This is a genomic window from Bradyrhizobium iriomotense, from assembly GCF_018130765.1.
GTDB lineage: Bacteria > Pseudomonadota > Alphaproteobacteria > Rhizobiales > Xanthobacteraceae > Bradyrhizobium > Bradyrhizobium iriomotense_A.
Genome location: NZ_JAFCJZ010000041.1, coordinates 1 through 22,108, shown reverse-complemented (window position 1 = coordinate 22,108; position 22,108 = coordinate 1). Strand labels below are relative to the sequence as shown.

Below are 22,108 nucleotides of genomic sequence, written 5' to 3'. Positions count from 1 at the left end.
AAGCGCCCTGCCCCAACAATCTGCCCCAAGGACGAGAAGGAAGATCAGATGAAATATTTCTTCGCCGCCGCCATGCTCGCGAGCGCGGTCGTCGGTTTCAGCGAAGCGGCCAGCGCCATGCAGGGCTGCGGCCCCGGCTGGTATCGCGGCCCCTATGGCGGCTGCCGTCCGATGGCCGGACGTCCGCCGGTCGTCGTTGTGGCGCCGGCTCCCGCGCCTGTCGTCGTCGTGCGTCCGCGCGTGTGCCCCTACGGCTTCCGCTGGTACGCCGGGCGCTGCCGCCCGTTCTGATCTGATCCTTCGAGTTGCGAAACGGCCGCGCGGCGAAAGTCTGCGCGGCCGTTTTCTTTTTGAAAACCTCCAAACGGGTCATCCGTGGAGTTTCGCCGAGGCCCTGAATCGAGACGGGGACCGCGAACCGCGATCCCCGCCAGGCCTCGACGGCCGAACGCTTACCAGTGATGGTGATGGCGATGCCAGCGCCGGCGGCGCCAGCCCCAGTGACGGTGGCGCCAGCCCCAATGATGGCCACGGCCGTGCCAGTGAATCTGTTCGGGCTTCAGCTGCGCGGCTTCCTCGCTGGTGGTGACGGCGGGATGAGCATCGGGATTGCCTTCCGGCATGCGCGACGGACCGCCGACCGGCTGCGGTGACAGGGGCGCTGCCTGGGCGGTCGCGGCGAAGGCGGCGGCGCCCGCCGTCATCCCCAATGCAAGTTTCAGAAAGTTCCGGCGCTCCATGACATGTCCTCTGGGCTATCGAGCAAGTGATGCAGAGGAAGTGTCGCTGTAAAGACATGAACCCAAGCTGAATCGCGCATTCAGATTCGTTGCGAAGTGGATAGCTTCGTAGCCCGCATGAGCGAAGCGACATGCGGGAACGTCTGCCCCGGATGTCGCGGAGCTTGTCATCGGGCGGCGCTTTGCGCCGACCCGTTGGCTCATCCGGGCTACAATCGCTACGATCGCGGCGACTTCGCAAACTCCTGGGCCAGCACCAGCGTCTCGCGCGAGCGCTTCACGTCGGGCCAGTCGCGGTTGAAATCGGCGACGAGCCTTTTCAGCGCATCGCCCTTCAGCATCGCATCGAGCTTGGCCTCGTCATCGAACTGATACATCGCCTGGTGCAGCGAGGGATCGTCGAGGCTCCAGAACCGCCAGGCTTTGCTCACGCCGAACGCCTTCACCGCATCGGGCACATGCTCGGTCTCGTACCATCTGTCGAAGGCGGCGCGCTTGTCGGCATCGGTGACGATGGCACGGACGACGAAGAAGGCTGCTGGCATCGGATTTCCTCCTGTTGTTTGGCCTCAGGATAGCTGGTTATAGTCGCCGCAACAAAAAGCCCGCGCGGCGGAACTTGCCGTCGCGCCAATCAAGGGAAGGACAGCCATGCGCAGGATCATCTCGGCTCTCATCGCGATCACCTGCCTGTGGCCCGCGGCCTCGCCGGCCGAAATCGTCCGCTTCGACATTCTGGAACGCGTGCCCGCCTTCGCCGGGCGCAGTTTTGGCCCTGTTGGCACTTATGAGCGCATCACCGCGCGCGCGACCTTCGCGCTCAACCCGTCCGACGAACGCAACGCCGTCATAACGGACCTTGCGCTCGCACCGCGTGGCGCCGACGGCAAGGTCGAAGCCAGTGCCGACGTCGTGATCCTCAGACCTAGCGATCCCACGCACGGCAACGGCACGCTGCTGCTGGAAGTGCCCAATCGCGGCCGCAAGCTGGCGCCGCAGCTGTTCGACGATTCCGCCCAGCCCGGCGCCAACATTGCGGAGAAGACCGAGGACGCCGGCATCGGCTTCCTGCACCGCCAGGGTTTTACGATGGTCTGGGTCGGCTGGCAGGGCGACATCCCGTCCAAGCCGGGGCAGCTGGCGATGACCGCACCGGTGATCAAAGCCGTTACCGGCCCCGCGCGCGAAGAGGTGATCTTCGACAACACGACCAATCCCGCGCGCACGACGCTGACATGGCCAGCCGCGGACGCCGCCAACCTCAATGTTACCGTACGCGCGGCCTGGGCCGATCCGCGGCAGATGCCATCAGGCCTTACGGCAAAGCTGGTCGATCCCACCACCGTCGAGATCACCCGCCCCGACGGCTTCGACGCCGGCGCGCTTTACGAGATCACCTACTCCGCGCGCGACCCGGTGCCGCTCGGCATGGGCTTTGCCGCCGTGCGCGATGTCGTCAGCTTCCTCCGCCACGACGAGACGCAAGCGAACCCGCTGCTCAATGGCCTGCATCCATCGGTGACCCGCGCCATCGGCTTCGGCGTCTCGCAATCCGGCCGCTTCCTGCGCGACTTCCTTTATCTCGGCTTCAACGAGGATCTCCAGGGCCGCACCGTGTTCGACGGCTTGATGCCGCATGTCGCGGGCACGCGGCGGATGGCGACCAATGTCCGCTTCGGCCAGCCCGGCCGCAATCCACGCCATCCGCAGGATCCGGCGTGGCAGGCCGATCTGTTCCCGTTCACCTACGCGACATTGAGTGATCCCTATTCCGGCAAGACCGACGGCCTGTTGCGGCGCTGTTCGCTCTCGGCCACATGTCCGAAGGTGATGCAAACCGACAGCGAGCACGAATGGTGGGCCTCGCACGCCTCGCTGCTGGTCACCGATCTCGCCGGCAACCATCTCGACCTCCCCGACAACGTCCGCGCCTACATGATATCAGGCACGCCGCATTTCGCCGAAGCCGCGAAGGTCATGCGCAAGGGCTTAGCCGCGATGTCGCTGCCGCAGAACCCGATGCATGCGGGCATGCCGATGCGCGCGCTCCTCACCGATCTCAACGCCTGGATCAGCGACGGCATCAAACCGCCCGCAAGCCGCGTCCCCATGCGCGCCCACGGCACGCTTGTGCCAGCGCAGGGCGCCGTGCCGACCGACATCCCCGGCCTGCCCTATGCCGGCATCCACACGCTCGCCGCCTTCTCCGACCAGAGCGTGCTGCCCCCCAAGGAGATCGGCCGCTATCCCTTGTTCGTGCCGAAGGCAGACACCGACGGCATGGCCATATCAGGCATCCGCCAGCTCGCATTGGCGGTGCCGCGCGCGACCTACACCGCCTGGAATCCCCGCGCGCCAGGGTTTGGTCCAACGGCGCTCTATCCGCTGCAAGGCGCGGTCGTGCCATTCGCGCCGACCGAGGCCGCGCGCAAGGAAGTGCATGATCCCCGGCTGTCGATCGCTGAGCGATATGCGGACGACGGGACGTATGTGGCGGCGGTAAAGCGCGAGGCCGCGCGGCAGGTGGCGGAGCGGCTGCTGTTACCCGAGGATGCGGACCGCGCGGTTGAAGCCGCGAAGCAAGGTAAACTGGCCAAGCTTGGGCAGTGAGGGAGCCACGCTGCCGTAGGGTGGGCAAAGCGGCTTGTCCGCCGTAGCTCGAAGAGCGAAGGCGGAAGCGTGCCCACCACCTCTGTCCCTAGCAAAAGATCGTTGGCACGGCGCAAACGCGCCTTTGCCCACCCTACGGACTAATTTTGTGAGCGCGTGAACGGGACAAAGCGCACGAGGGCAACGGCGCGAGTCGTCGTCTTGCCGGGGGCGACTTTTTCGACGACCGTGAGCTGCTGGGTCGTATAAGCTGGTCCCACCGGCATGACGAGCCGGCCCCCCACCTTCAGCTGCTCGATCAGCGGCGGCGGTGGTTGCCCGAGCGCCGCAGTCACGACGATGGCATCAAAAGGACCGCATTCGGGCCAGCCATCGTAGCCGTCACCGAGCCTGACGCTCACATTGTCATATGCGAGGTCTCTGAGTGTTTTCGCGGCGGTCTCGGCCAGTTGCGGGATGATCTCGATGGTACAGACCTTTTGCGCCAGGCGCGCAAGAATGGCGGCCTGGTAGCCCGAACCTGTACCGACTTCGAGCACAACGTGATCGGGCGCGACCTCGGCCAACTGGGTCATCAAGGCGACGACGTAGGGCTGCGATATGGTCTGGCCGAGGCCGATCGGTATCGGTCGATCCGCGTACGCGACAGAGCAGGATCGCTCGGGGATGAACAGATGGCGCAGCGTTTGCGCCATGGCCTCAAGGACCCTCTCCGACAGGCCTTGCTGTCCCAGAACACCGGCGGCGGACCGGGCGTAGGTCCGGATGGTTTCGACCATGGCGGCGCGCTCGCGGACGCATTGCGCGTCCTGTGCGTTCGCTTCCCGCGTGACGACAATCATGGCAATCACGAGCAGCAAGGCCTTCATGATCGCGCGCTCTCCAACCCTGACAAGGAGTGCCGCGGCCGAGCGCGGATACCTCGTTGCCAGCGCTACATCCTCCGCAACAAGGCCGATTGCCGGCTCGAGGCTAGTTTAGTCTTCGTCCGGCTCGCGTACGACCGCCGGTTCGTCGTCTTCGTCTTCGTCCTCTTCATCCTCATCATCATCCTCATCGTCTTCGTCGTCATTGGGATCTCGGGGCGGCCATGTGTAGCCCATGATCACAAAGGGACTCGGGTCGATCGAGCTGTTGGAATCTTTCTCGGGGGTGTGTTGCTTCATGTCATTGCTCCCCAGGTATGGAGCTTGAGAGCGCCGGCGGTTCGACGGCATTGTCGATGCAGACCGGTCGTTTCCGATGTCATCCGGCTGCTACAACTTGTAGCCGATCTGTCGCAGCAGGTCCTTCCGCCACGCGATGTCGGCGTCGGCTTCGATGCCCAAGGGCGAGGCGCCATCCACCACGCCGAGCACGCCGCGCCCCTGCTCTGTTTGCGCGACAATCACCTCAGTCGGGTTGGCCGTCGCGCAGTAGATGCGGCAGACCTCCGGCACGGCGCGCACCTGAGCCAGTACATTGACCGGAAAGAATCCGTCGCCCAGGAAGATCAGGAAGGTGTGGCCGGCGCCGACGGCCAATGCGTTGTCGCGTGCAAGCGTGATGGCGGCTTCGTCATTCCCCGACCAGCGCACCAGCCGCTTGCCAGAGGCCTCACAAAAGGCCAGCCCGAAGCGGATGCCGGGGACAGCCCCTACCAGCGCCTCGTGGAGGTCCTCCACGGTCTTGATGAAATGCGACTGGCCGAAGATGAAGTTGGCGGCGTCAGGCTTGACGATGGGCACCACGGTGAGTTCCATGGCTGCGCTCCTTCAAGGTAGACACGCAACACATGGTAGGCCACCGGGAGGCGATTGCAAGCGGCCAGCGGCGGCTGATTTCGCGCCGCGGCGCATCGACACCTTTGCCCGTCGAGCTACGGCAGCCAAGCCCCTCGCGGCGCGCTCGTCCTTACGCGTGCGCCCGCGTCACATCAGTTTCATGGGCGCATCGCTGACCATCCGAAGGTCGATCCTGCCGATCAGTTGAGACCGAAGCGCTTCCGCAGCACCGATGGCGCTCTCGGTGAGCGAAGCGAAAGCCATCCTACGAGGTCACGCCTTTTCGGTGTCCATGAAAATTCGTCTCTCGCTGTCGGAACGCCTGCCCCTCATCCGTCCTATGTCCAAAGACAGCACGGAGACGCCGCATGCCCGACCTCACCCTCACCACCTTCGACTGGGTTCCCGAGATGCCGCGCGGTCTCGTGCGCGACCTTCGCGTCCGCTGGGCGCTCGAGGAGGCCCGCCTGCCCTATCGCGTCGCGAGCGTACCGTTCGGCGACCGCGGGCCTACGCATCTCGCGCACCAGCCGTTCGGCCAGGTGCCGTGGCTGACCGACGGCGAGCTCTCGATCTTCGAGAGCGGCGCGATCCTGCTTCATCTCGGCGAGCTCAGCGCGAAGCTGATGCCGCCAGATCCGCGCGGTCGCAGCGAGGCGACGAAATGGGTGTTCGCGGCGCTCAATTCGGTGGAGATGGCAAGCCTGCCATGGTCCATGTTCAAATTCACCGGCAGTGACGACGGTTCACCGGCCGCGAAGTTCGTCGACGGTTTCCTCAAAATCCGCCTCAAGCACCTCGAGCCGGTGTTGGCCGGCCGCGAATGGCTGGCGGGCGCCTTCTCAGTCGCCGACATCCTGATGGCGGACGTGCTGCGCCCCGTCGATCGTTTCGACGGGCTGGCCGATCATCCGTCCTGCCGCGCCTATCTCGCGCGCGCCATCGCCCGCCCGGCTTTCATCAAGGCCCGCGAGGACCAGATGGCGCATTTCGCCGCGGCGGATGCGAAACGCGGAGCGTGATGCGCCTCACACAATCAATCCGGAGCCCGGAATACAGTCGCTACGGAGCGAAGCAATTCGAAAGTTGGCACATGACCCGCATCGAATATCTCAAGCAACAGGTCGCCCGCGCCGAGCGGCTGGCGAAAGCCATCCTCGATCGGCAGACGGCCGAGCGGCTTCAAGCCTTCGCCGCCGAATGCCGCACCGAATTGTCGGAACTGACGCTCAAGACCGCCGCGTGAGGCGTGGTGGCGCTGGATGCGTCACACCAATTTCAAGGGCGCATCAGCGACGACCCGGAGGTCGATGCTGCCGATCAACGCCGAACGGCGCGCCTCCGCAGCGCTGATGGCATCGTCCGTCTGCCGCAACGTGCTGACGTTCGAACCGAGCGAGACAATCCCACCAAGCACCAGTGCGATCGACCCGAGGGCTGCGGTCTGACCGAAGCCAAACAGGCCGAGGATCGTAACCAACAGCAGCGCCGCCCCGCCGCCGATGGCGATCTTGGACGCCAGGATGTACTTCCGGCAGCGCTCGGCGATCTCGGCGAGCCGCTCGATCCGATCTTCGATGTCGGAGATTTCGTCGGTCGGGTCGTCTTCAATCATTGGATTGAGGATGCCAAATCAGAAGGAACCTGTAGCCCGCATGAGCGTAGCGACATGCGGGACCTGGACGAAGAACCCGGATGTCGCGGCGCTCATCCGGGCTACGCTCCCTCACAACGGCAAATTGTCGTGCTTCTTCGCCGGCATTTCCGTCTTCTTGTCCTTGAGCATCGCCAGCGCGCGGGCGATGCGCTTGCGGGTCGAGTGGGGCATGATGACGTCGTCGATGTAGCCGCGCTCGGCGGCGATGAACGGCGACAGGAAGCGATCTTCGTATTCCTTGGTGCGGGCGGCGATCTTGTCGGGGTCGCCGATGTCGGAGCGGAAGATGATCTCGACCGCGCCCTTGGCACCCATCACCGCGATCTGGGCGGTCGGCCAGGCGTAGTTCATGTCGGCGCCGATCTCCTTGGAGGCCATGACGTCGAAGGCGCCGCCATAGGCCTTGCGGGTGATGACGGTGACGAGCGGCACGGTGCACTGCGAATAGGCGAACAGCAATTTTGCGCCGTGCTTGATCAGGCCGCCATATTCCTGGGCGGTGCCCGGCAGGAATCCCGGCACGTCGACGAAGGTGACGATCGGGATGTTGAAGGCATCGCAGAAGCGGACGAAGCGCGCGGCTTTCCGCGAAGCATCGCTGTCGAGCACGCCGGCCAGCACCATCGGCTGGTTGGCGACGAAGCCGACGGTGCGGCCCGCGATGCGGCCAAAGCCGGTGACGATGTTCTTGGCGAAGGCTTCCGCGATCTCGAAGAAGTCGCCCTCGTCCACGACCTTCAGGATCAGCTCCTTCATGTCGTAGGGCTTGTTCGGATTGTCGGGGATCAGCGTGTCGAGGGAATCGTCGAGGCGCTCGATCGAATCGAAGCTCGGCCATTCCGGCACGCCGTCGGTGTTGTTGGACGGCAGGAAGTCGATCAGGCGCCGCATCTGCAGAAGAGTCTCGACGTCGTTCTCGAAGGCGCCGTCGGCGATCGAGGAGCGCGTGGCGTGCACCGAGGCGCCGCCGAGCTCTTCCGCCGTGACGACCTCGTTGGTCACGGTCTTCACGACGTCCGGGCCGGTGACGAACATGTAGCTGGTGTTCTTCACCATGAAGATGAAGTCGGTCATCGCAGGTGAATAGACGTCGCCGCCGGCGCAGGGGCCCATGATGACGGAGATCTGCGGGATCACGCCCGACGCCAGCACGTTGCGGCGGAACACGTAGGAATAGCCGGCGAGCGCAGCGACGCCCTCCTGGATGCGGGCGCCGCCCGCGTCATAGAGGCCGATGATGGGCGCCCGCGCCTTCATCGCCATGTCCTGGAGTTTTGTAATTTTCAGCGCGTGCGTTTCCGAGAGCGAGCCGCCGAACACCGTGAAGTCTTTGGCAAAGACAAAAGTCTTGCGGCCGTTGACAGTGCCCCACCCCGTGACGACGCCGTCGCCGGGGACCTTGCTCTTCTCCATGCCGAACTCGGTGGAGCGGTGCTCGACGAACATGTCGAACTCCTCGAACGATCCCTTGTCGAGCAAGAGCTCGATGCGCTCGCGCGCGGTCAGCTTGCCGCGGGCGTGCTGCGCCTCGATGCGCTTCTCCCCGCCGCCGAGCTTTGCGCCGGCACGACGATCTTCAAGGGCGTCCAGGATATGTTTCATTTGCTCCCGCCAGTTCTTAAGTGATGCGGGGTTCTAACACGGCATTTTGCGGGCCGGAAAGCCGCTTTCGCCGTCGCAGGGCTGCCTTGCCGTAGCGGGAAAGCGCAAGGAATTACAAAGTTTTGTCCGGGAGGCGAGCATGACGGAAGGAACGGCCGAGACGGGGGCTGCGACAGGCGGCGTCAACATCCTGCTGCGGCTGGAGGGCCTGACCCTGTTTGTGGGCATGGTGATGCTCTACTGGGCCTGGGACGGGTCGTGGCTGGTGTTTGCCCTGCTGTTCTTCGTTCCCGACCTGAGCTTCCTGGCATACCTGTCCGACGCCAGGTTCGGCGCGATGGTCTACAACGCCGCCCACAGCTACATGGCGCCGGTGGCACTGCTGACGCTCGGCTTCGGCCTCGCCTCGCCCCTCACCCTGTCCATCGCCTTGATCTGGCTCGCCCATATCGGCATCGACCGGGCGCTCGGCTACGGCCTGAAATATTCCGCCGGGTTCGGCTTCACCCACCTGGGGCGGATCGGGCGGCAGAAGGACGCCTGACCCGGCCCGCAAAATTGGCAGCCCGGCCCGTTGACCGGGCGAGCCGATTCAGGCTTGCTTCAAGGCCCTGCGATCAGGCGCCGAATGTTGCGTGAGCCCAGTCGGTACGGCGGCGGTCCATCACGTTGGCTGCTCACTCATGTCCGCGACGGTCGTCCCACTGCCGCCGAACCCATCGTCCGAAACCATCGACTTCCTGCGGCGCATGGCCAGCATGGTGTCGGGGCGCAACGGCGAGATGCTGCTGCGCGCCGCCAGCATGATCGAGTCGCTGGGCCGGCGGGCGATGTCGGCCGAACGACTTTATCACCAGGGGCAGGAAGAGAGCACGCGCAACAGCGAGCTGCGCGAGGCCGCCGAGCTCGCCTCCGATGCCATGGTCGGCCAGATCGAGGCGCTGCGCGCGCAGCTTGCGGAAATCACTGCAGCGGCCGCCGCCGAGCGCGCCGCCTTCGATGCCGAGCGCAACAAGCTGCTCGGCCTGATGCAGCACGCGGAAAGCCATATCGTCAAACTCACCGGTGAGCTCGACAGCCTGCGCGCCTCCGTGGACAGTTTCAACGAGACCGTGGTCTCCGTGCCGATCGAGGTGCTGCGGCTGGCGCGGACGCAGTTCGACTATCTCTCCAGCGGCTTTGCGCGACGCGGCGACGTGATCTCGCAGGCGATGAGCGAGATCGGCGGCTTCGCCATCGACCAGGCGCTGGCGGCGAAGAAGACGGCTGACAAGGGCTGAGGCCGCCGCGCGTCAAATTGACAGCGCGCAGGTCCGTTGGTCTACTCCCCGAAAATCACAAGGGAGGATCCGATGCCGACGGCATTCCGCGCCGCCATGGTGCTCATTGCGCTCTGCGTTTCCACCGTCCTCGCCAATGCGCAGGCGCTTCCCAAGGAAGTCGCAACGCGCGCCGAGATCTACCCGATCCCCTCGCTCACCCTCTCCGACCAGCAATTTTTGAGCGGCGATGCGGCCGCCGGCAAGGCGGTGACGGTTGCCGGCGAATTCCGCGTTGCGCAAGGCACCGGCAAGTTGCCCGTCGTGGTGCTGATGCACGGCTCCAGCGGCGTCGGCGCCACCACCGAGGCCTGGGTGCATGCCTTCAACGCCATGGGCATCTCGACCTTCGTGATCGACGGCTTTACCGGCCGCGGCCTGACGGTGGTCGGGCCGAACCAGGCCCTGCTCGGCCGGCTCAACCTGATCGTGGACATCTACCGCTCGCTGGAGATTTTGGCCAAGCATCCGCGCGTCGATCCTGATCGCATCGTGCTGATGGGTTTTTCGCGCGGCGGCCAGGCAACGCTCTATGCCAGCCTCGAGCGCTTCAACAAGCTCTGGAACAAGTCAGGCATCCAGTTCGCGGCCTACATTCCGTTCTATCCGGATTGCTCGACGACCTATGTTGGCGACAACGACGTGGCAGCGCGCCCGATCCGCATCTTTCACGGCACGCCCGACGACTACAATCCCGTGAGGAGCTGCAAGGCCTTCGTCGAGCGGCTCAAGACCGCCGGGCGGGACGTGGTGCTGACCGAATACCCCGACAGCGCGCATGGCTTTGACAGTGGCCTGCTCGGCGCCAACACGGTAGCGGTGTCGGCGAATGCGCAGACCGTGCGCAACTGCAAGATTAGGGAAGGTGACGGCGGCGTGCTGATGAATGGCGATACCAACGCGCCGTTCACCTACAAGGATGCCTGCGTCGAGCTCAACCCGCATGTCGGCGGCAATCCGAAGACGGCCGCGGAGTCGCGCAAAGCGGTGGAGGAGTTTTTGCAGGTGTTGTTCAAGCTGGGCTGAGACTGCGGAGCTTGCACCGACGCAGTAGGGTGGGCAAAGCGAAGCGTGCCCACCAAATGGATGACGTATAAAGAGATGGTGGGCACGGCGCTGCGCGCCTTTGCCCACCCTACGGAATCGCAGTTTGTCGCGCGCTCCTCCCCCTACGGCTCACCCGGCCTAAACGGCTCCTGCTTGTCCGGCGGCACCGTCTCTTCCGCCATCGCCAGCAGCATCGCGACCATCACGTAATTGCCGGCGACCGCGGTGAGATCAACGATCTGCTGATCGCTGAACACCTTCTTCGCCCGCGCATAGGTCTCGTCCGTGACCTTCTTGGTCGTGGTGATCTCGGTGACGAAATCGTAGACCACCGCCTCGTCCTCGGCCATCTTCGACGGCCGCTTGTTCGCCTTCAGCTCCGCGATGATGTCGGCCGACAGGCCCGCCTTGGCCGCGAGCGGCGCGTGCGCGAACCACTCCACCTGCGAGCGCCACTGCCGGCCGATGATCAGGATTGCGAACTCGTTGAGCTTGGTGGGGACCGAGGTCTCCCAGCGCAGATAGTAGAACAGGTCGAACAGGCGCTGGCCGAGCACCGGGCTGCGGATCATCGGATTGTAGGGACCGCCGATTCCGACGCTCGACACTTTCATGATCTGCTCGCCGAGCGGCTTCTGCCTGGCATCGAGCTGGTCCATGGTGAGCTGCGGAAAGCGCGGCTCCTTGCTGGTGGCGGGTGCAGCAAACATCGTGGCGGCGAGCCAGCCGCCGGCGGCGGCAAGCGTGAGCGACGACAGCCAGAGCGGTGTTGAGTTCATTGTCTCCTCCCGACCTTTGTTCTTGCTTGGTCGGGAGGATGCTAATCGAGCGACGACGGCGCGGTAACGCTAGATCGCGCCGATCTCGGCAAGACAGGCTTGCGTCAGCGGCATGCGCTCGCCGACGAGACGTGGCTCCTTGCAATCCATGTTGAGCGCGAACACGGTGTGCGCCTCGCCCTTCTCGGCCCAGCCGACCATCCAGCCGAGCGACGGCTCGCCGCGCTCGGCGCCCAGGAGACCGGACTTGGCACGGATCACGCTGTCGCCGACCTTGGTCACCGGCAGGATGTCGGCGACGAGGTCCTGGCTGCGCTTTGAGATCGGCAGCGCACGACGGCGCAAGCGATCGACGAAATCGATCTGCTCGACCGGATCGATGCGCAAATTCCCGGTGAGCCAGAACTGGTCGATTCCGCCGCCGATGTCGCGATTGCCGTAGTCGAACTCGTCGACATATTTCTGCATGCGCTCTTGTCCAATGCGCCGCGCGATCTCCTGATAGACCGGCACCGCGCTCACCGCGATCGCGCTGCGCAGCGTGTGGTCCTTGTTCCAGGCCTCGATCGGCCGCTTCACACCGTCCCAGGGGAACACGTCCTTGTCGGGATCGGCAGCGACACCCGTCTCCAGCGCGATCAGCGAGTTCGGAATCTTGAAGGTCGAAGCCGGCAGCTTGCCCTCGCCCGAGCGCTCCTTGTCGGAAGCGACGATCAGATAATCCTCGACCTTGTAGCCGACGAAGGTGCCTGATGTGCCGAGATCGGTGAAGCGCTTGGCAAGACTATCCCGGATCTCGTTGCGCGGCGGCGCAACATGGGCGAATGCCCGTTGTGGCAGGATCGCGGTTGCGGCGAGAAGACCGAGGGTGGAGCGGCGGGTGAGCAAGACTGATATCCGTTGAACGATGAGGGCGCGCGCGACGATGCAGCCGCTACGTGGTGAAACGATGACAGGTAGGTTCTACCGTCCCCGGCCCGACAGCCGCAGCACGAACACCAGCACTTCGGCGACCGCCTTGTAGAGATCGGGCGGGATCTCCTCGCCGAGCTCGACCTTGGACAGCGCGCCGGCCAGGATCTCGTTCTCCTCGATCGGGATGTCGTTGGCCTTGGCGATCTCGACGATCTTTTCGCCGATCGTGCCCTTGCCCTTGGCGACGACGACGGGCGCATTGGTGCCCTTCTCGTAATGCAGGGCGATTGCGAGCTTGGATGGATCGCTCATGTGGCGCGATCCAGGAAGTGGCCGGCGCGGGCCGGCGCCGGCTGCGGAGGCGTGCCGTCGCGCACGACGATATCGCCGGGCTTGAGCTCGGCCCGCGTCATCGCCTGACTGAGCTCGCCGATCCCGGCGCGGAGCTGCTGTGCGGTCGCCGGCCGCTCCGCCCACATCCGCACGAAGGTCTTGTCACCGTTGAGCGTAATCAGGGCATGCACCGGGCCTGCCGGCTCGACATTGAGCGTGAAGCGCGCACGCCAGGCGCGCCTGGCGGGATCGGCGGATTCATTGCCGCCGTCGCGCGAGATCTCGAACTGCGCCATCGCGGTGCCCTGCGGGGTCGCGAAGGGGATCTCGAAATTCCATTGCGGCACGGCCGGATCGATGCGGTGACCGCTGGCATCGGTGCGATCGGGGAGCGAGGCGACCTGAAGCAGCGTCTGTCGCGCGATCGCGGCATCGGTGTCGTCGAGCAGGCGATGCACGGTCGCGGCCAGCGGCGTATCCGGCGCGAGCGACGGCGCGGCGATAGCCTGCGGCGCCGGCAGCGCTCCGCGAAACGGCGGTGGTGTGGTCGCGCGCGCGGCGGCCTCGAACACATGACCATCAGGCACGGCCTTGTTCGAGCCCGGTACATTGCCGAGCATGCGCGGCAGGTTTTGCGTGACCTCTTGCAGCAGGCTCGCAGCAAGGCCTGCGGACATGGTTCGCTGCATCGGGCCTTGCGGATTGCCGCCCGCCATCTCCGCCAGCACGGCGGCTGCAAGCGCAGCGCTGCGTGGCAATTGGATCCGCTGGGTTCCTTCGGCATCGGGCGACGGCAATGCCGCCTGTGCCGCCTCGCCCGCCACTTGAAGCGCGAAAGCTGCGGTCTGCGTCGTGGCCGCATCACGCGGCGGCAGCGCCGCGCCTTGCGCCGGCGCCTGCGGCACGGTGGTCTCAAGGGTGGCCAGTGTCTGGCGCAGCACCAGCAGCGCGGCCTTCAAGTCCGGCGTCGCACCCGGGGACGCGGTTGTGCCTGCGGCCAATGAAGCCTCAAGAAACAGTCCGGACTTCTGGAACGCGGTTTCGATATCGCCGCCATCGAGCGCGGTGTTGAGCGGCGTCTGCTGCGCCAGCACGTCGAGCACTGCCTGCTTCAGTCCCGCTGGCAAATCGCTTCCTGTGACGACGGAGGCCAGATTGGCGAACAGCGGCGCCTGGCTGCCCTGTTTTGTCACCGCCTCGGCCGAAGCGGCGGTGACGGCGACCTGCTCCAATGGCGTCAGCGTGTTGCGCGGTGCGCTCATAGTGGGCGCAAGCGGCGGGCTATCCACGAGAGAGGCTGCGCGTGGGGTCAGCGTGATCTGATCGGCGGTCGCCTCGCCTGCCCCGTTCATGACGGCGAGCCGGATGGTGCCGTCGTTCTGCGAGACCGCGAGCTGGAGGTTTTGCCCCGGCGTCAGCGACACCTCCGACATCACGTCCATCGACAAATTGGCGATCGCGATCCGCACCAGATTGTCGGCCATGACGCTGACCACCCTGGCATCGACGACACTGCCGGCCTGGAGCACGAGATCGGGCGTCGCCGCATCAGCCACAGGGCTGGCGGCACTGACCGGAAGGATCGAGCTTATCGGCGTCGGCATCTCAAGGGGCCCGGAAAACGCTAGCCCCCACCCTAAGGCCCCCTCGTAAACCTCTCGTTAAGGACCTTGGGCCGCCGGCGGCTTCACGGCTGCCAGAACCGTCACGGCGGCCTCAAAATCCTTCAGGCGGGCGGCGCGGCGGGCGGCTGCCTCCTCGTCCACGCCCCATTTCTCGACGTTCCAGTCCTCATCGACATGAGCGGCGGTCCAGACCTGGTCCGCATCGCGCACGCCATGGGCGAGCGCCAGTGCCAGCAGCGCCGAGCCGGTCAGGGTCGTCACCATGTGGAGCGCGGCGACCGACCAGGCATCGCCGGGCAGCGCGGCCCGGGCGGCCTTCAGCGCCTCGTCCGGCTGCTTCACATGCATGACGCCCTCGGACAGGATGAAATGCGCCCCCAGCGTCTCCGCGGCCCAGAACAGCACGGGGTCCCAATGCGCCGCCTCGCGGGCGACCAGCCCCTCGGGATGGCCGGCGCGATAGAACAGCAGGTCGGACTCGAAGTATTTCGCGAGGTCGTCGCTGACGAGTTCGACACGGTCGATGACGCCCTCGACCACGCTGTTGGCGATCCGGGTCAGCGGCATGGTGACAGGATCGATCGTCTCGCCCTGGGCCGCCCATTCGGCGGCCACCGCATCGGCCAGCGCGCGCGTGGGAATGATCACTTGCCGGCCGGAGGGCGTGCGGATCGGTTTGCCGTCGAGCGTGATGGCGAAGCCGCCCTCGGCATCCGTGACGCCGGTTGCCTTGTAGAAGCGCTTGCGCAGCGGCGTGCGCGCGGACTGGCGCGCCGATTCCCGTGGATCCGGCGGGGGCTGCCCCGCGGCTTCTTCGAACAATTCGCGCATGTGAGTTTTCGGTCCCGGTCGCTGGATGCTAGGCTTGTAAGATAAGACCGGCAGCCGATAAAGCGAGCGGCGGGCATGAGGGAACTTGCGGGCATTGGGGCCCTGTTGGCAGGATTTTGGCTGGCCGCGGCCGAGGCCGGCTTCCGCACCCCGGAATCGCTGGTCCGCAACGTCTACGCCCATTACGGCGAAGGCGCGCCGGAGCTGTCAAAAGGCCTGCCGCGCGACGCCGGGACCGCCCGCCAGTTCTTCGATCTGCCCCTGCGCAAGGCCTGGAGCGCGCCGAGGATCGAGCCCTATGATTTCCTGGTGCAGAGCCCGAGCTGGAAGCTCGGCCCTGTTACGATCGCGGTCGTCCGCAAGCAGTACGACAAGACCTATGTCGCGGCGAATTTCGACAATCACGGCCGCCGAGTGGCGCTGAACTTCGTCCTGGTCAACGGACCCGAGGGTTGGCTGATCACCGATGTCGAGAGTCCGCACGACAGCTTGCGGATGTTTCTGGAGCAGTTTCGGAATTGAGGATGTGTGGGGACGCTGGTCGCCAAACATTCCGCTGTCGTCCTGGCGAAAGCCAGGACCCATACCGCGTGATCTATCGAGAGGACCAAGTCGAAGTACCAAACGACGAGTCTTCGTCAAACTCCTCCCTGTGGTAATGGGTCCTGGCTTTCGCCAGGACGACTTTGGGGAAACACCCTAGCCCCAAGCTCAGCCCTACTCCTCCGGCGCGTTCTCGATCGGGTCGAACCGGCTCGCATCGAGCCCGAGCAGATTCCACGACTGCTGCATGTGCGGCGGTAGCGGCGCGGTGGCGTCGATCACGCCGCCGCGCGGATGCGGAATGACGATGCGGCGCGCGAGCAGATGCAGCCGGTTTTGCAGGCCGCCCGGCAGCTCCCAGTTCTCGATGTTGAAATATTTGGGATCACCGATGATGGGATGGCCGATATGGGCCATGTGCGCGCGGAGCTGGTGGGTGCGGCCGGTCACCGGCTTCAAGGACACCCAGGTCAGCTTGTTGCCGGCGGTCTCGACCACGGCGTAGTACGTCACCGCGTGGCTGGCGCCCTCGTCGCCATGCTGGGCGATGCGCATGATGGTGTCGTCCTCGCTCTCTTCCTTCGCGAGGAAGGTGGAGATGCGTCCCTGCTTCGGCTTCGGCAGCCCCGGCACCAGCGCCCAATAGACCTTTCGCGCCGATCTCGAACGAAAAGCGCCGGTCAGATGCGAGGCGGCAAAGCGCGTCTTGGCAATGAGGAGACAGCCCGAGGTCTCGCGATCGATGCGGTGCACGAGCCGCGGCTTCTGGCCCTTGGCATCGCGCATCACCTCCAGCATCTGGTCGATGTGCCGCGTCATGCCCGAGCCGCCTTGCACCGCAAGGCCCGCCGGCTTGTTCAGCACGAGGACGTCGTCGTCCTCCCAGATCGTCATCTCCTTCAGCGCCTTGAGCGTCTTCTGCGCAGCCTCCGACAGCTCGCCGACAACCTTCGGCGCGTCGAGCTTCAGCGGCGGAATGCGGACGCTCTGGCCCTCCTCCAGTCGGTCCTTGCTGTCGACACGCTTGCCGTCGACGCGCAGCTCGCCTTTGCGGACGACGCGCTGGATGTGGGAGAACGACAGGCCGGGAAAGCGCGCCTCGAGGAAGCGGTCGACGCGCATGTTGTTCTCGTCGGCCGTGACGATGACAGTCTGCACCTTGGTCGGCAGCAGCGCCTCGACCGGCTTCTCCGGCGCAGGCCTGTCCTGGGCGGCTTTAGCCGGACGCCGCTCGGCGCGCTCGGGGGCACGCCGCTCGGCACGCTCTCCGGCAAAGCGCGGCGGCTTACCGCCGGGCTTGCCGCCCGGACGCGGCCCGGCCTTCTTCGCGCTGCGCGCCTTCAACGGGCGTGCGTCATCGCGCTCGTCACGCGAACGGGGCTTTGGATTCATTCTCTTGATGCGGCGGCTCATGAATGCCTGCGTACCCTAAAAGCGGCCTTTCGTCACGGCGAAATGGCCGCCTCTAGCGCGAACCGCCCCGCTCCTTACGCAGCTTGGCCCAGTAATCCAGCCGCTTCCGGATCTCGCGCTCGAAGCCGCGCTCGGGCGGGTCGTAGAAGGTCTGGCGGCCCAGGGCTTCCGGGAAGTAGTCTTGGCCTGAGAACGCGTCGGGGGCGTCGTGGTCGTATGCGTAGCCGGAGCCGTAGCCCTCCGACTTCATCAGCTTGGTCGGCGAGTTCAGGATGTGTTTTGGCGGCAGCAGCGAGCCGGCCTGCTTTGCGACCTGCATCGCCGTGCCGAAGGCGGTGTAGACCGCATTCGATTTCGGCGCGGTGGCGAGATAGACCACGGCCTGGGCAATGGCGAGCTCGCCCTCGGGATGACCGAGGAAGTCGAACGCATCCTTCGCGGCATTGGCGATGACGAGCGCCTGCGGATCGGCAAGGCCGATATCCTCGACCGCCATGCGCACGACGCGGCGCGCCAGGAACAGCGGGTCCTCGCCGGCGTCCAGCATGCGCGCGAGATAATAGAGCGCGGCGTCGGGATCGGAGCCGCGCACCGATTTATGCAGCGCCGAGATCAGATTGTAGTGGCCGTCGGCCGACTTGTCGTAGATCGGTGCACGCCGCTGCAGGATGTCTTGCAATTGCGCTGCATTGAAAATCTCGTCCGCACGCGCCGAACGCCAGACCTCCTCGGCGAGCGTCAGCGACGCGCGGCCATCGCCATCGGCCATGCGCACCAGCACCGCGCGCGCCTCGGCATCGAGCGGGAGCTTCCTGCCCTCGACCGCCTCGGCATGCGCGAACAGCTTCTCGATCGCGGCGGCGTCGAGCGAGCGGAACACCAGCACGCGCGCGCGAGAGAGCAACGCCGCATTGAGCTCGAAGGATGGGTTTTCGGTGGTCGCGCCGACCATCACCACCGTGCCGTCCTCCATCACAGGCAGAAACGAGTCCTGCTGGGCGCGGTTGAATCTGTGCACCTCGTCGACGAACAGCAGTGTGCCCTTGCCCATCTCGCGGCGGGCGCGCGCGGCGTCGAACGCCTTCTTCAGGTCGGCGACGCCGGAGAACACCGCGGAGATCTGCTCGAAATGCAGATCGGTGGCGTCCGCCAGCAGCCGCGCCACCGTGGTCTTGCCGGTGCCGGGCGGGCCCCAGAACACCAGCGATCCGAGCGTGCGCGTCTCCAGCATGCGCGTCAGCGCGCCGTCGAGGCCGAGGATGTGATCCTGGCCGACGACCTCCGACAGCGCACGCGGACGCAAGCGATCCGGCAGCGGATGCGGAGCCTCGTGATCGAGCCCCGCCGCGGCGAAGAGCGTTGGCGTCTCCTGTGGTCGCTTCGAACTCATCCGCCCAGCGTAACGTTGATCTGCTGACCGCCGCGCACCAGCGTGATGCGCCAGATCCGCGGGCGCTCGCCCGCGGCCTTCTCGAGATCGCCGGTCTTGCTGATCTTCTGGCTGTTGACGGCGAGGATGATGTCACCCTTCTGGAAGCCCACACTCGCCGCGGCGCTGTCGCCGCCGAGATCGGCGATCACGACGCCTTCGGTATCGGCGTCCAGATGCAGCTCGTCGGCAACCGCCGGCGTGATGGTCGAAACCTTCGCGCCCTGGAACGGCGAACGCGCGGTAATAACGAGCTCGTTGCGGCCTGTGTCGGGCGCGGTCTCCAGCGCCACGGTCAGCTTGACCGGCTTGCCGCCGCGCTGCACGTCGATCTGCGCCGTGCCGCCCAGCGGGCGCGTCGCGAAGCGATAGTCGAAGGCGTTGGGGTCATCCACGGCCTGGCCGTCGATCCCGGTGATGAGATCGGAGGATTTCAGGCCGGCCTTGGCCGCGGGGCCGTTCGACACCACGCTCGCGACCAGCGCACCGGTCGGCGAGCGCAGGCCGAGGCTCTCGGCGATCTCCGGCGTCACCGCCTGCAATTTCGCCCCAAGCCAGGGACGCTTCACCGCCTTGCCGCCGCTCTTGGCGGAGGCGACGACGACGCGCACCATGTTGGCGGGAATCGCAAAGCCGATGCCCTGCGAGCCGCCGGAGCGCGAATAGATCGCGGTGTTGATGCCGGCGAGCTTGCCGCTCATGTCGACCAGCGCGCCGCCGGAATTGCCGGGATTGATCGCCGCATCGGTCTGGATGAAGAACTGGTAGTCGGTGATGCCGACCTGCGTGCGCGCCAGCGCCGAGATGATGCCGTGCGTCACCGTCTGGCCGACGCCGAAGGGATTGCCGATCGCGAGCACGACGTCACCGACCAGCAGCTCGTCCGAATTGGTGAAGTCGAGCGTCGGAAACTTCTCTTTAGTGTCCTTCAGGCGCAGCACGGCGAGATCAGTGCGCGAATCCTTGAGCAGGATCTCGGCCTCGAACTCGCGCTTGTCCGACAGCGACACCTTGACCTGGTCCGCGCCCTCGATGACGTGGACGTTGGTGACGACGAGGCCGGAGGCATCGACGATGACGCCGGAGCCGAGCGAGCGCTGCATCTGCTCGGGCTGCTGGCCGGGCACGCCGAAGAAGCGGCGGAAGATCGGATCGTCCAGCAGCGGGTTGCGGTTCTGCACTACCTTCGCGGCATAGACGTTGACGACCGCCGGCTGCACTCGCTGCACGATCGGTGCATAGGACAGCCGCAGCTCGGCCGGCGAGGACGGGACCCGACGGTCCTGCGCAGCAGTCGGATTGAAGTGGGCCGAAAAGGCCACGCATAATGCCGTGACGGCGGCAGTCCAGGTCGATCGAAACATTCCTACCTCTTGGAAAAGACGACGGAATATAGGCGCCTTCGCCCCCCAATAGAAGGGCGCCGGGCGGCAATATTCGGCCCCTTCCCCGGTGTGTCCGGCCTGCAAGCCCCGCGTGCGAATCAGGCAATTTGGCCGGACTGTCCATTGGCATGATGCGCATCATCCAGCATTGTGGTGAGAAGCGGATTCGGTTGCAGCGAATTTACATCAGTGGGAACCGCGCAACCGGGCGCAGCGTCGCGGGGCAGTCATCGATCACACCTAGGCTCTCCGTTCGCGACTTGGGAAGTTCGTCAAACGATGGAGGCATAACGTGAGCAGGACAAGACTTGCAGCCACGGCGATTGGTCTCGCCGGCGCGCTGGCGGCCTCGCAGGCCCAAGCCCAATCGGCAAGCAACAGCGAGCAGGAAATCGCGCTGCTGAAGCAGCAGCTGAAGCTGCTGGAGCAGAAGCTCGACAAGCTCCAGAGCCAGACCGCCGCGAATACGGCGGCCACGGCGAAGGCAAGAGCCGACGCCAAGGCTGAGGCGAAAGCCGAAGCGCGTTCGGAAGCCAAGGCGGTGGTGGCCAATGCAAACGCCGCGTATCCGGTCAAGGGCGCGGCGCCGGTATCCGGCGTCGTCGTGACGATGCCGAACAACCGACCGACCATCTGCACCGCCGACGGGGCAAACTGTGTGGCCATCACCAGCCGCCTCCACTGGGATGTCGGCGGCTATGACTATCGTCCCAACACGGCAGGCACCGTGCCGCAGAAGCTCGACAGCGGCGAGAACGTCCGCCGCGCGCGCATCGGCGTCACCGGCAAATTCTTCAACGACTGGAACTTTGCATTGATCTACGATTTCGGCGGCTCGTCCGACGGATTTGGCGGCGCGGCGCCGGGATCGCTCCCGGGCGGCGGCTTATCCGGCGTGGAGAACGCTTATCTGAGCTACACGGGATTGAAGCCGTTCGGCGGCAAGATGGCCATCGAAGGCGGCATCATGGACCTCCCCTACACGCTCGATGAAGCCACAAGCTCCAACGACATCTTGTTCATGGAGCGCGCCTCGGCAGGCGTCGTCGCCACCAGCATCGCCGCAGGCGACTTTCGCTCGGCCATCGGCACGCGCTGGTACAATGACGTGTTCTGGGCTGGCGCCTATGTAACCGGTCCCGCCACGGGTGCGATCCATTCCGCCTCGAGCGCTACGCCGAACGGCACCACCGAACAGTATGGCGCGGTCGCCCGTGTCGCCGGCCAGGTCGTCAGCGGCAAGGACTACTCGGTCCATCTCGGCGGCAACGCAGAGTGGCTGATCCAACCGACGCGTAACCTCGTGACGGGCGCGCAGACGGTGACGCTGAACGATCGTCCGGAACTGCGCATCGATCCGACGGCACTGGCGACGACCGGCGCGATCGCCAATGCCTCCGGCGCACAGGTCTACAGCGTCGAAGCGGCCGCCACCTACGGACCGCTGATCCTGCAGGGCGAGTATTTCTGGTTCAACATCGATCGCAGCGCCAATACCGGCCTGCCGCCGCTGGGTGCGCCGAGCCTCAAATTCCAGGGCGGCTATGCGCAGGCCGGCTACGTGCTGACGGGCGAGAGCCGCAGCTACAATGCGGCGAATGCAGCCTATAGCGGCGTCAAGCCGGCGCACCCGTTCTCGCTCGAAGGCGGCGGCTGGGGCGCGTGGGAGATCGCGGGGCGCTTTTCGACCCTCGACCTCAACGATCAGCTTGGGAGCGCCACCGGCATCGCCGGCGGCCGGCAGACCGTCTACACGCTCGCTCTGAACTGGTACGTCAACGGCAATGTCCGCTTCATGCTGGACTATCTGCATGGCACGGTGTCGAAGCAGGCCTCGCCGGTCTCGACTGCCGATGTCGGCTCGAAGTTCGACGCCATCGCGATGCGCACGCAGTTCGCGTTCTAGGCTCACTCGTCGTCCCGGGGCGCGCGATAGCGCGAACCCGGGACCCATAGCCACAGGATTGAGTTTGGCGAGGACTCGGAGTTGCCGGCTCGCGCCACAACTTCTCCCTGTGGTCACGGGTCCCTGCGTTCGCACTAGGGCATGCACGTATCTAGTGCGGCGGATTGACTCGGGTTGGCCACAGGGGATTCCAGAATCGGAAGTCTGTGTG

Annotated in this window: 24 protein-coding genes; 9 read left to right on the top strand and 15 right to left on the bottom strand. The window is 65.5% G+C overall.

Annotated features, from left to right (window positions below; translation table 11 throughout):
- Nucleotides 1-48: 48 nt before the first annotated feature.
- Entirely contained in the window at nt 49-291 is a 243-nt protein-coding gene (locus JQ635_RS38140; RefSeq protein ID WP_211414905.1) for a GCG_CRPN prefix-to-repeats domain-containing protein, read from the top strand.
- Between the two features lie 161 nt (nt 292-452).
- Here JQ635_RS38140 and JQ635_RS38135 read toward each other — a convergent pair whose 3' ends face one another.
- Both JQ635_RS38135 and JQ635_RS38130 read right to left on the bottom strand, forming a co-directional pair.
- Entirely contained in the window at nt 453-740 is a 288-nt protein-coding gene (locus tag JQ635_RS38135) for a twin-arginine translocation signal domain-containing protein (RefSeq protein ID WP_211414904.1), read from the bottom strand.
- Nucleotides 741-958: 218 nt separating this feature from the next.
- Nucleotides 959-1,285 (bottom strand): hypothetical protein, encoded by a 327-nt coding sequence (locus JQ635_RS38130; protein ID WP_211414903.1) that lies wholly within the window; start codon nt 1,283-1,285, stop codon nt 959-961.
- Nucleotides 1,286-1,391: 106 nt separating this feature from the next.
- On the opposite strand from JQ635_RS38130, the gene JQ635_RS38125 reads away from it, so the two are divergent.
- Nucleotides 1,392-3,350 (top strand): alpha/beta hydrolase domain-containing protein, encoded by a 1,959-nt coding sequence (locus JQ635_RS38125; RefSeq protein ID WP_211414902.1) that lies wholly within the window; start codon nt 1,392-1,394, stop codon nt 3,348-3,350.
- Nucleotides 3,351-3,490: 140 nt separating this feature from the next.
- Here JQ635_RS38125 and JQ635_RS38120 read toward each other — a convergent pair whose 3' ends face one another.
- The 3 genes from JQ635_RS38120 to JQ635_RS38110 form a co-directional block, all read right to left on the bottom strand.
- Nucleotides 3,491-4,219, bottom strand: a complete 729-nt coding sequence (locus tag JQ635_RS38120) for a protein-L-isoaspartate(D-aspartate) O-methyltransferase (RefSeq protein WP_246584038.1) — start codon at nt 4,217-4,219, stop codon at nt 3,491-3,493.
- A 108-nt stretch (nt 4,220-4,327) separates the two neighbouring features.
- Entirely contained in the window at nt 4,328-4,516 is a 189-nt protein-coding gene (locus tag JQ635_RS38115; protein WP_211414901.1) for a hypothetical protein, read from the bottom strand.
- Between the two features lie 90 nt (nt 4,517-4,606).
- Entirely contained in the window at nt 4,607-5,092 is a 486-nt protein-coding gene (locus tag JQ635_RS38110) for an adenosine-specific kinase (protein WP_211414900.1), read from the bottom strand.
- A gap of 389 nt (nt 5,093-5,481) precedes the next feature.
- Here JQ635_RS38110 and JQ635_RS38105 point away from each other — a divergent pair, with 389 nt between their 5' ends.
- Together JQ635_RS38105 and JQ635_RS38100 are read left to right on the top strand one after the other, a co-directional pair.
- The gene (locus tag JQ635_RS38105) at nt 5,482-6,135 is read left to right on the top strand and encodes a glutathione S-transferase family protein (RefSeq protein ID WP_211414899.1); all 654 of its coding nucleotides are present in this window, start codon (nt 5,482-5,484) and stop codon (nt 6,133-6,135) included.
- Between the two features lie 71 nt (nt 6,136-6,206).
- A complete protein-coding gene (locus JQ635_RS38100) occupies nt 6,207-6,359 on the top strand; it encodes a hypothetical protein (RefSeq protein WP_211414898.1) in 153 nt (50 codons plus the stop codon).
- A 21-nt stretch (nt 6,360-6,380) separates the two neighbouring features.
- Here the strand turns inward: JQ635_RS38100 and JQ635_RS38095 are convergent, their stop codons facing one another.
- Both JQ635_RS38095 and JQ635_RS38090 read right to left on the bottom strand, forming a co-directional pair.
- A complete protein-coding gene (locus JQ635_RS38095; protein ID WP_211414897.1) occupies nt 6,381-6,728 on the bottom strand; it encodes a hypothetical protein in 348 nt (115 codons plus the stop codon).
- 111 nt (nt 6,729-6,839) lie between these two features.
- Nucleotides 6,840-8,372, bottom strand: a complete 1,533-nt coding sequence (locus JQ635_RS38090; RefSeq protein WP_080137214.1) for an acyl-CoA carboxylase subunit beta — start codon at nt 8,370-8,372, stop codon at nt 6,840-6,842.
- A gap of 139 nt (nt 8,373-8,511) precedes the next feature.
- Here JQ635_RS38090 and JQ635_RS38085 point away from each other — a divergent pair, with 139 nt between their 5' ends.
- From JQ635_RS38085 to JQ635_RS38075, 3 genes are all read left to right on the top strand, one after another.
- Nucleotides 8,512-8,916, top strand: a complete 405-nt coding sequence (locus JQ635_RS38085) for a DUF4260 domain-containing protein (RefSeq protein ID WP_211406444.1) — start codon at nt 8,512-8,514, stop codon at nt 8,914-8,916.
- A gap of 139 nt (nt 8,917-9,055) precedes the next feature.
- Nucleotides 9,056-9,652 carry a hypothetical protein gene (locus JQ635_RS38080; RefSeq protein ID WP_211414896.1) on the top strand — a complete coding sequence of 199 codons (597 nt, stop codon included), beginning with the start codon at nt 9,056-9,058 and terminating at the stop codon, nt 9,650-9,652.
- Nucleotides 9,653-9,724: 72 nt separating this feature from the next.
- A complete protein-coding gene (locus JQ635_RS38075; protein WP_211414895.1) occupies nt 9,725-10,717 on the top strand; it encodes a dienelactone hydrolase family protein in 993 nt (330 codons plus the stop codon).
- 143 nt (nt 10,718-10,860) lie between these two features.
- On the opposite strand, the gene JQ635_RS38070 is transcribed toward JQ635_RS38075, so the two are convergent.
- From JQ635_RS38070 to JQ635_RS38055, 5 genes are all read right to left on the bottom strand, one after another.
- Complete coding sequence (locus JQ635_RS38070; protein WP_211414894.1) at nt 10,861-11,517, bottom strand: carboxymuconolactone decarboxylase family protein; 657 nt, start codon at nt 11,515-11,517, stop codon at nt 10,861-10,863.
- Between the two features lie 69 nt (nt 11,518-11,586).
- Nucleotides 11,587-12,405, bottom strand: a complete 819-nt coding sequence (blaOXA, locus tag JQ635_RS38065) for a class D beta-lactamase (RefSeq protein WP_211414893.1) — start codon at nt 12,403-12,405, stop codon at nt 11,587-11,589.
- A 75-nt stretch (nt 12,406-12,480) separates the two neighbouring features.
- Complete coding sequence (locus JQ635_RS38060) at nt 12,481-12,744, bottom strand: EscU/YscU/HrcU family type III secretion system export apparatus switch protein (RefSeq protein ID WP_038956401.1); 264 nt, start codon at nt 12,742-12,744, stop codon at nt 12,481-12,483.
- On the bottom strand, nt 12,741-14,369 hold the full coding sequence (locus JQ635_RS39145; protein WP_246584037.1) for a flagellar hook-length control protein FliK: 1,629 nt from the start codon (nt 14,367-14,369) through the stop codon (nt 12,741-12,743). The genes JQ635_RS38060 and JQ635_RS39145 overlap by 4 nt, the downstream gene beginning before the upstream one ends.
- A 57-nt stretch (nt 14,370-14,426) precedes the next feature.
- On the bottom strand, nt 14,427-15,221 hold the full coding sequence (locus JQ635_RS38055) for an ATP12 family chaperone protein (protein WP_211414891.1): 795 nt from the start codon (nt 15,219-15,221) through the stop codon (nt 14,427-14,429).
- Nucleotides 15,222-15,296: 75 nt separating this feature from the next.
- Here JQ635_RS38055 and JQ635_RS38050 point away from each other — a divergent pair, with 75 nt between their 5' ends.
- Nucleotides 15,297-15,743: a hypothetical protein gene (locus JQ635_RS38050; protein WP_211414890.1), complete on the top strand. Its 447-nt coding sequence runs from the start codon at nt 15,297-15,299 to the stop codon at nt 15,741-15,743.
- A 195-nt stretch (nt 15,744-15,938) separates the two neighbouring features.
- On the opposite strand, the gene JQ635_RS38045 is transcribed toward JQ635_RS38050, so the two are convergent.
- From JQ635_RS38045 to JQ635_RS38035, 3 genes are read right to left on the bottom strand one after another with little or no spacing between them, the layout of a single operon-like run.
- Nucleotides 15,939-17,177 (bottom strand): RluA family pseudouridine synthase, encoded by a 1,239-nt coding sequence (locus JQ635_RS38045; RefSeq protein WP_211414889.1) that lies wholly within the window; start codon nt 17,175-17,177, stop codon nt 15,939-15,941.
- 52 nt (nt 17,178-17,229) lie between these two features.
- The gene (locus JQ635_RS38040) at nt 17,230-18,567 is read right to left on the bottom strand and encodes a replication-associated recombination protein A (protein ID WP_211414888.1); all 1,338 of its coding nucleotides are present in this window, start codon (nt 18,565-18,567) and stop codon (nt 17,230-17,232) included.
- Nucleotides 18,564-19,970, bottom strand: coding sequence for a DegQ family serine endoprotease (locus tag JQ635_RS38035; protein ID WP_211414887.1), 1,407 nt, complete (start codon nt 19,968-19,970; stop codon nt 18,564-18,566). Before JQ635_RS38035 ends, JQ635_RS38040 begins: the two co-directional genes overlap by 4 nt.
- Nucleotides 19,971-20,283: 313 nt before the next feature.
- On the opposite strand from JQ635_RS38035, the gene JQ635_RS38030 reads away from it, so the two are divergent.
- A complete protein-coding gene (locus JQ635_RS38030) occupies nt 20,284-21,897 on the top strand; it encodes an OprO/OprP family phosphate-selective porin (protein WP_211414886.1) in 1,614 nt (537 codons plus the stop codon).
- Nucleotides 21,898-22,108: the final 211 nt, after the last annotated feature.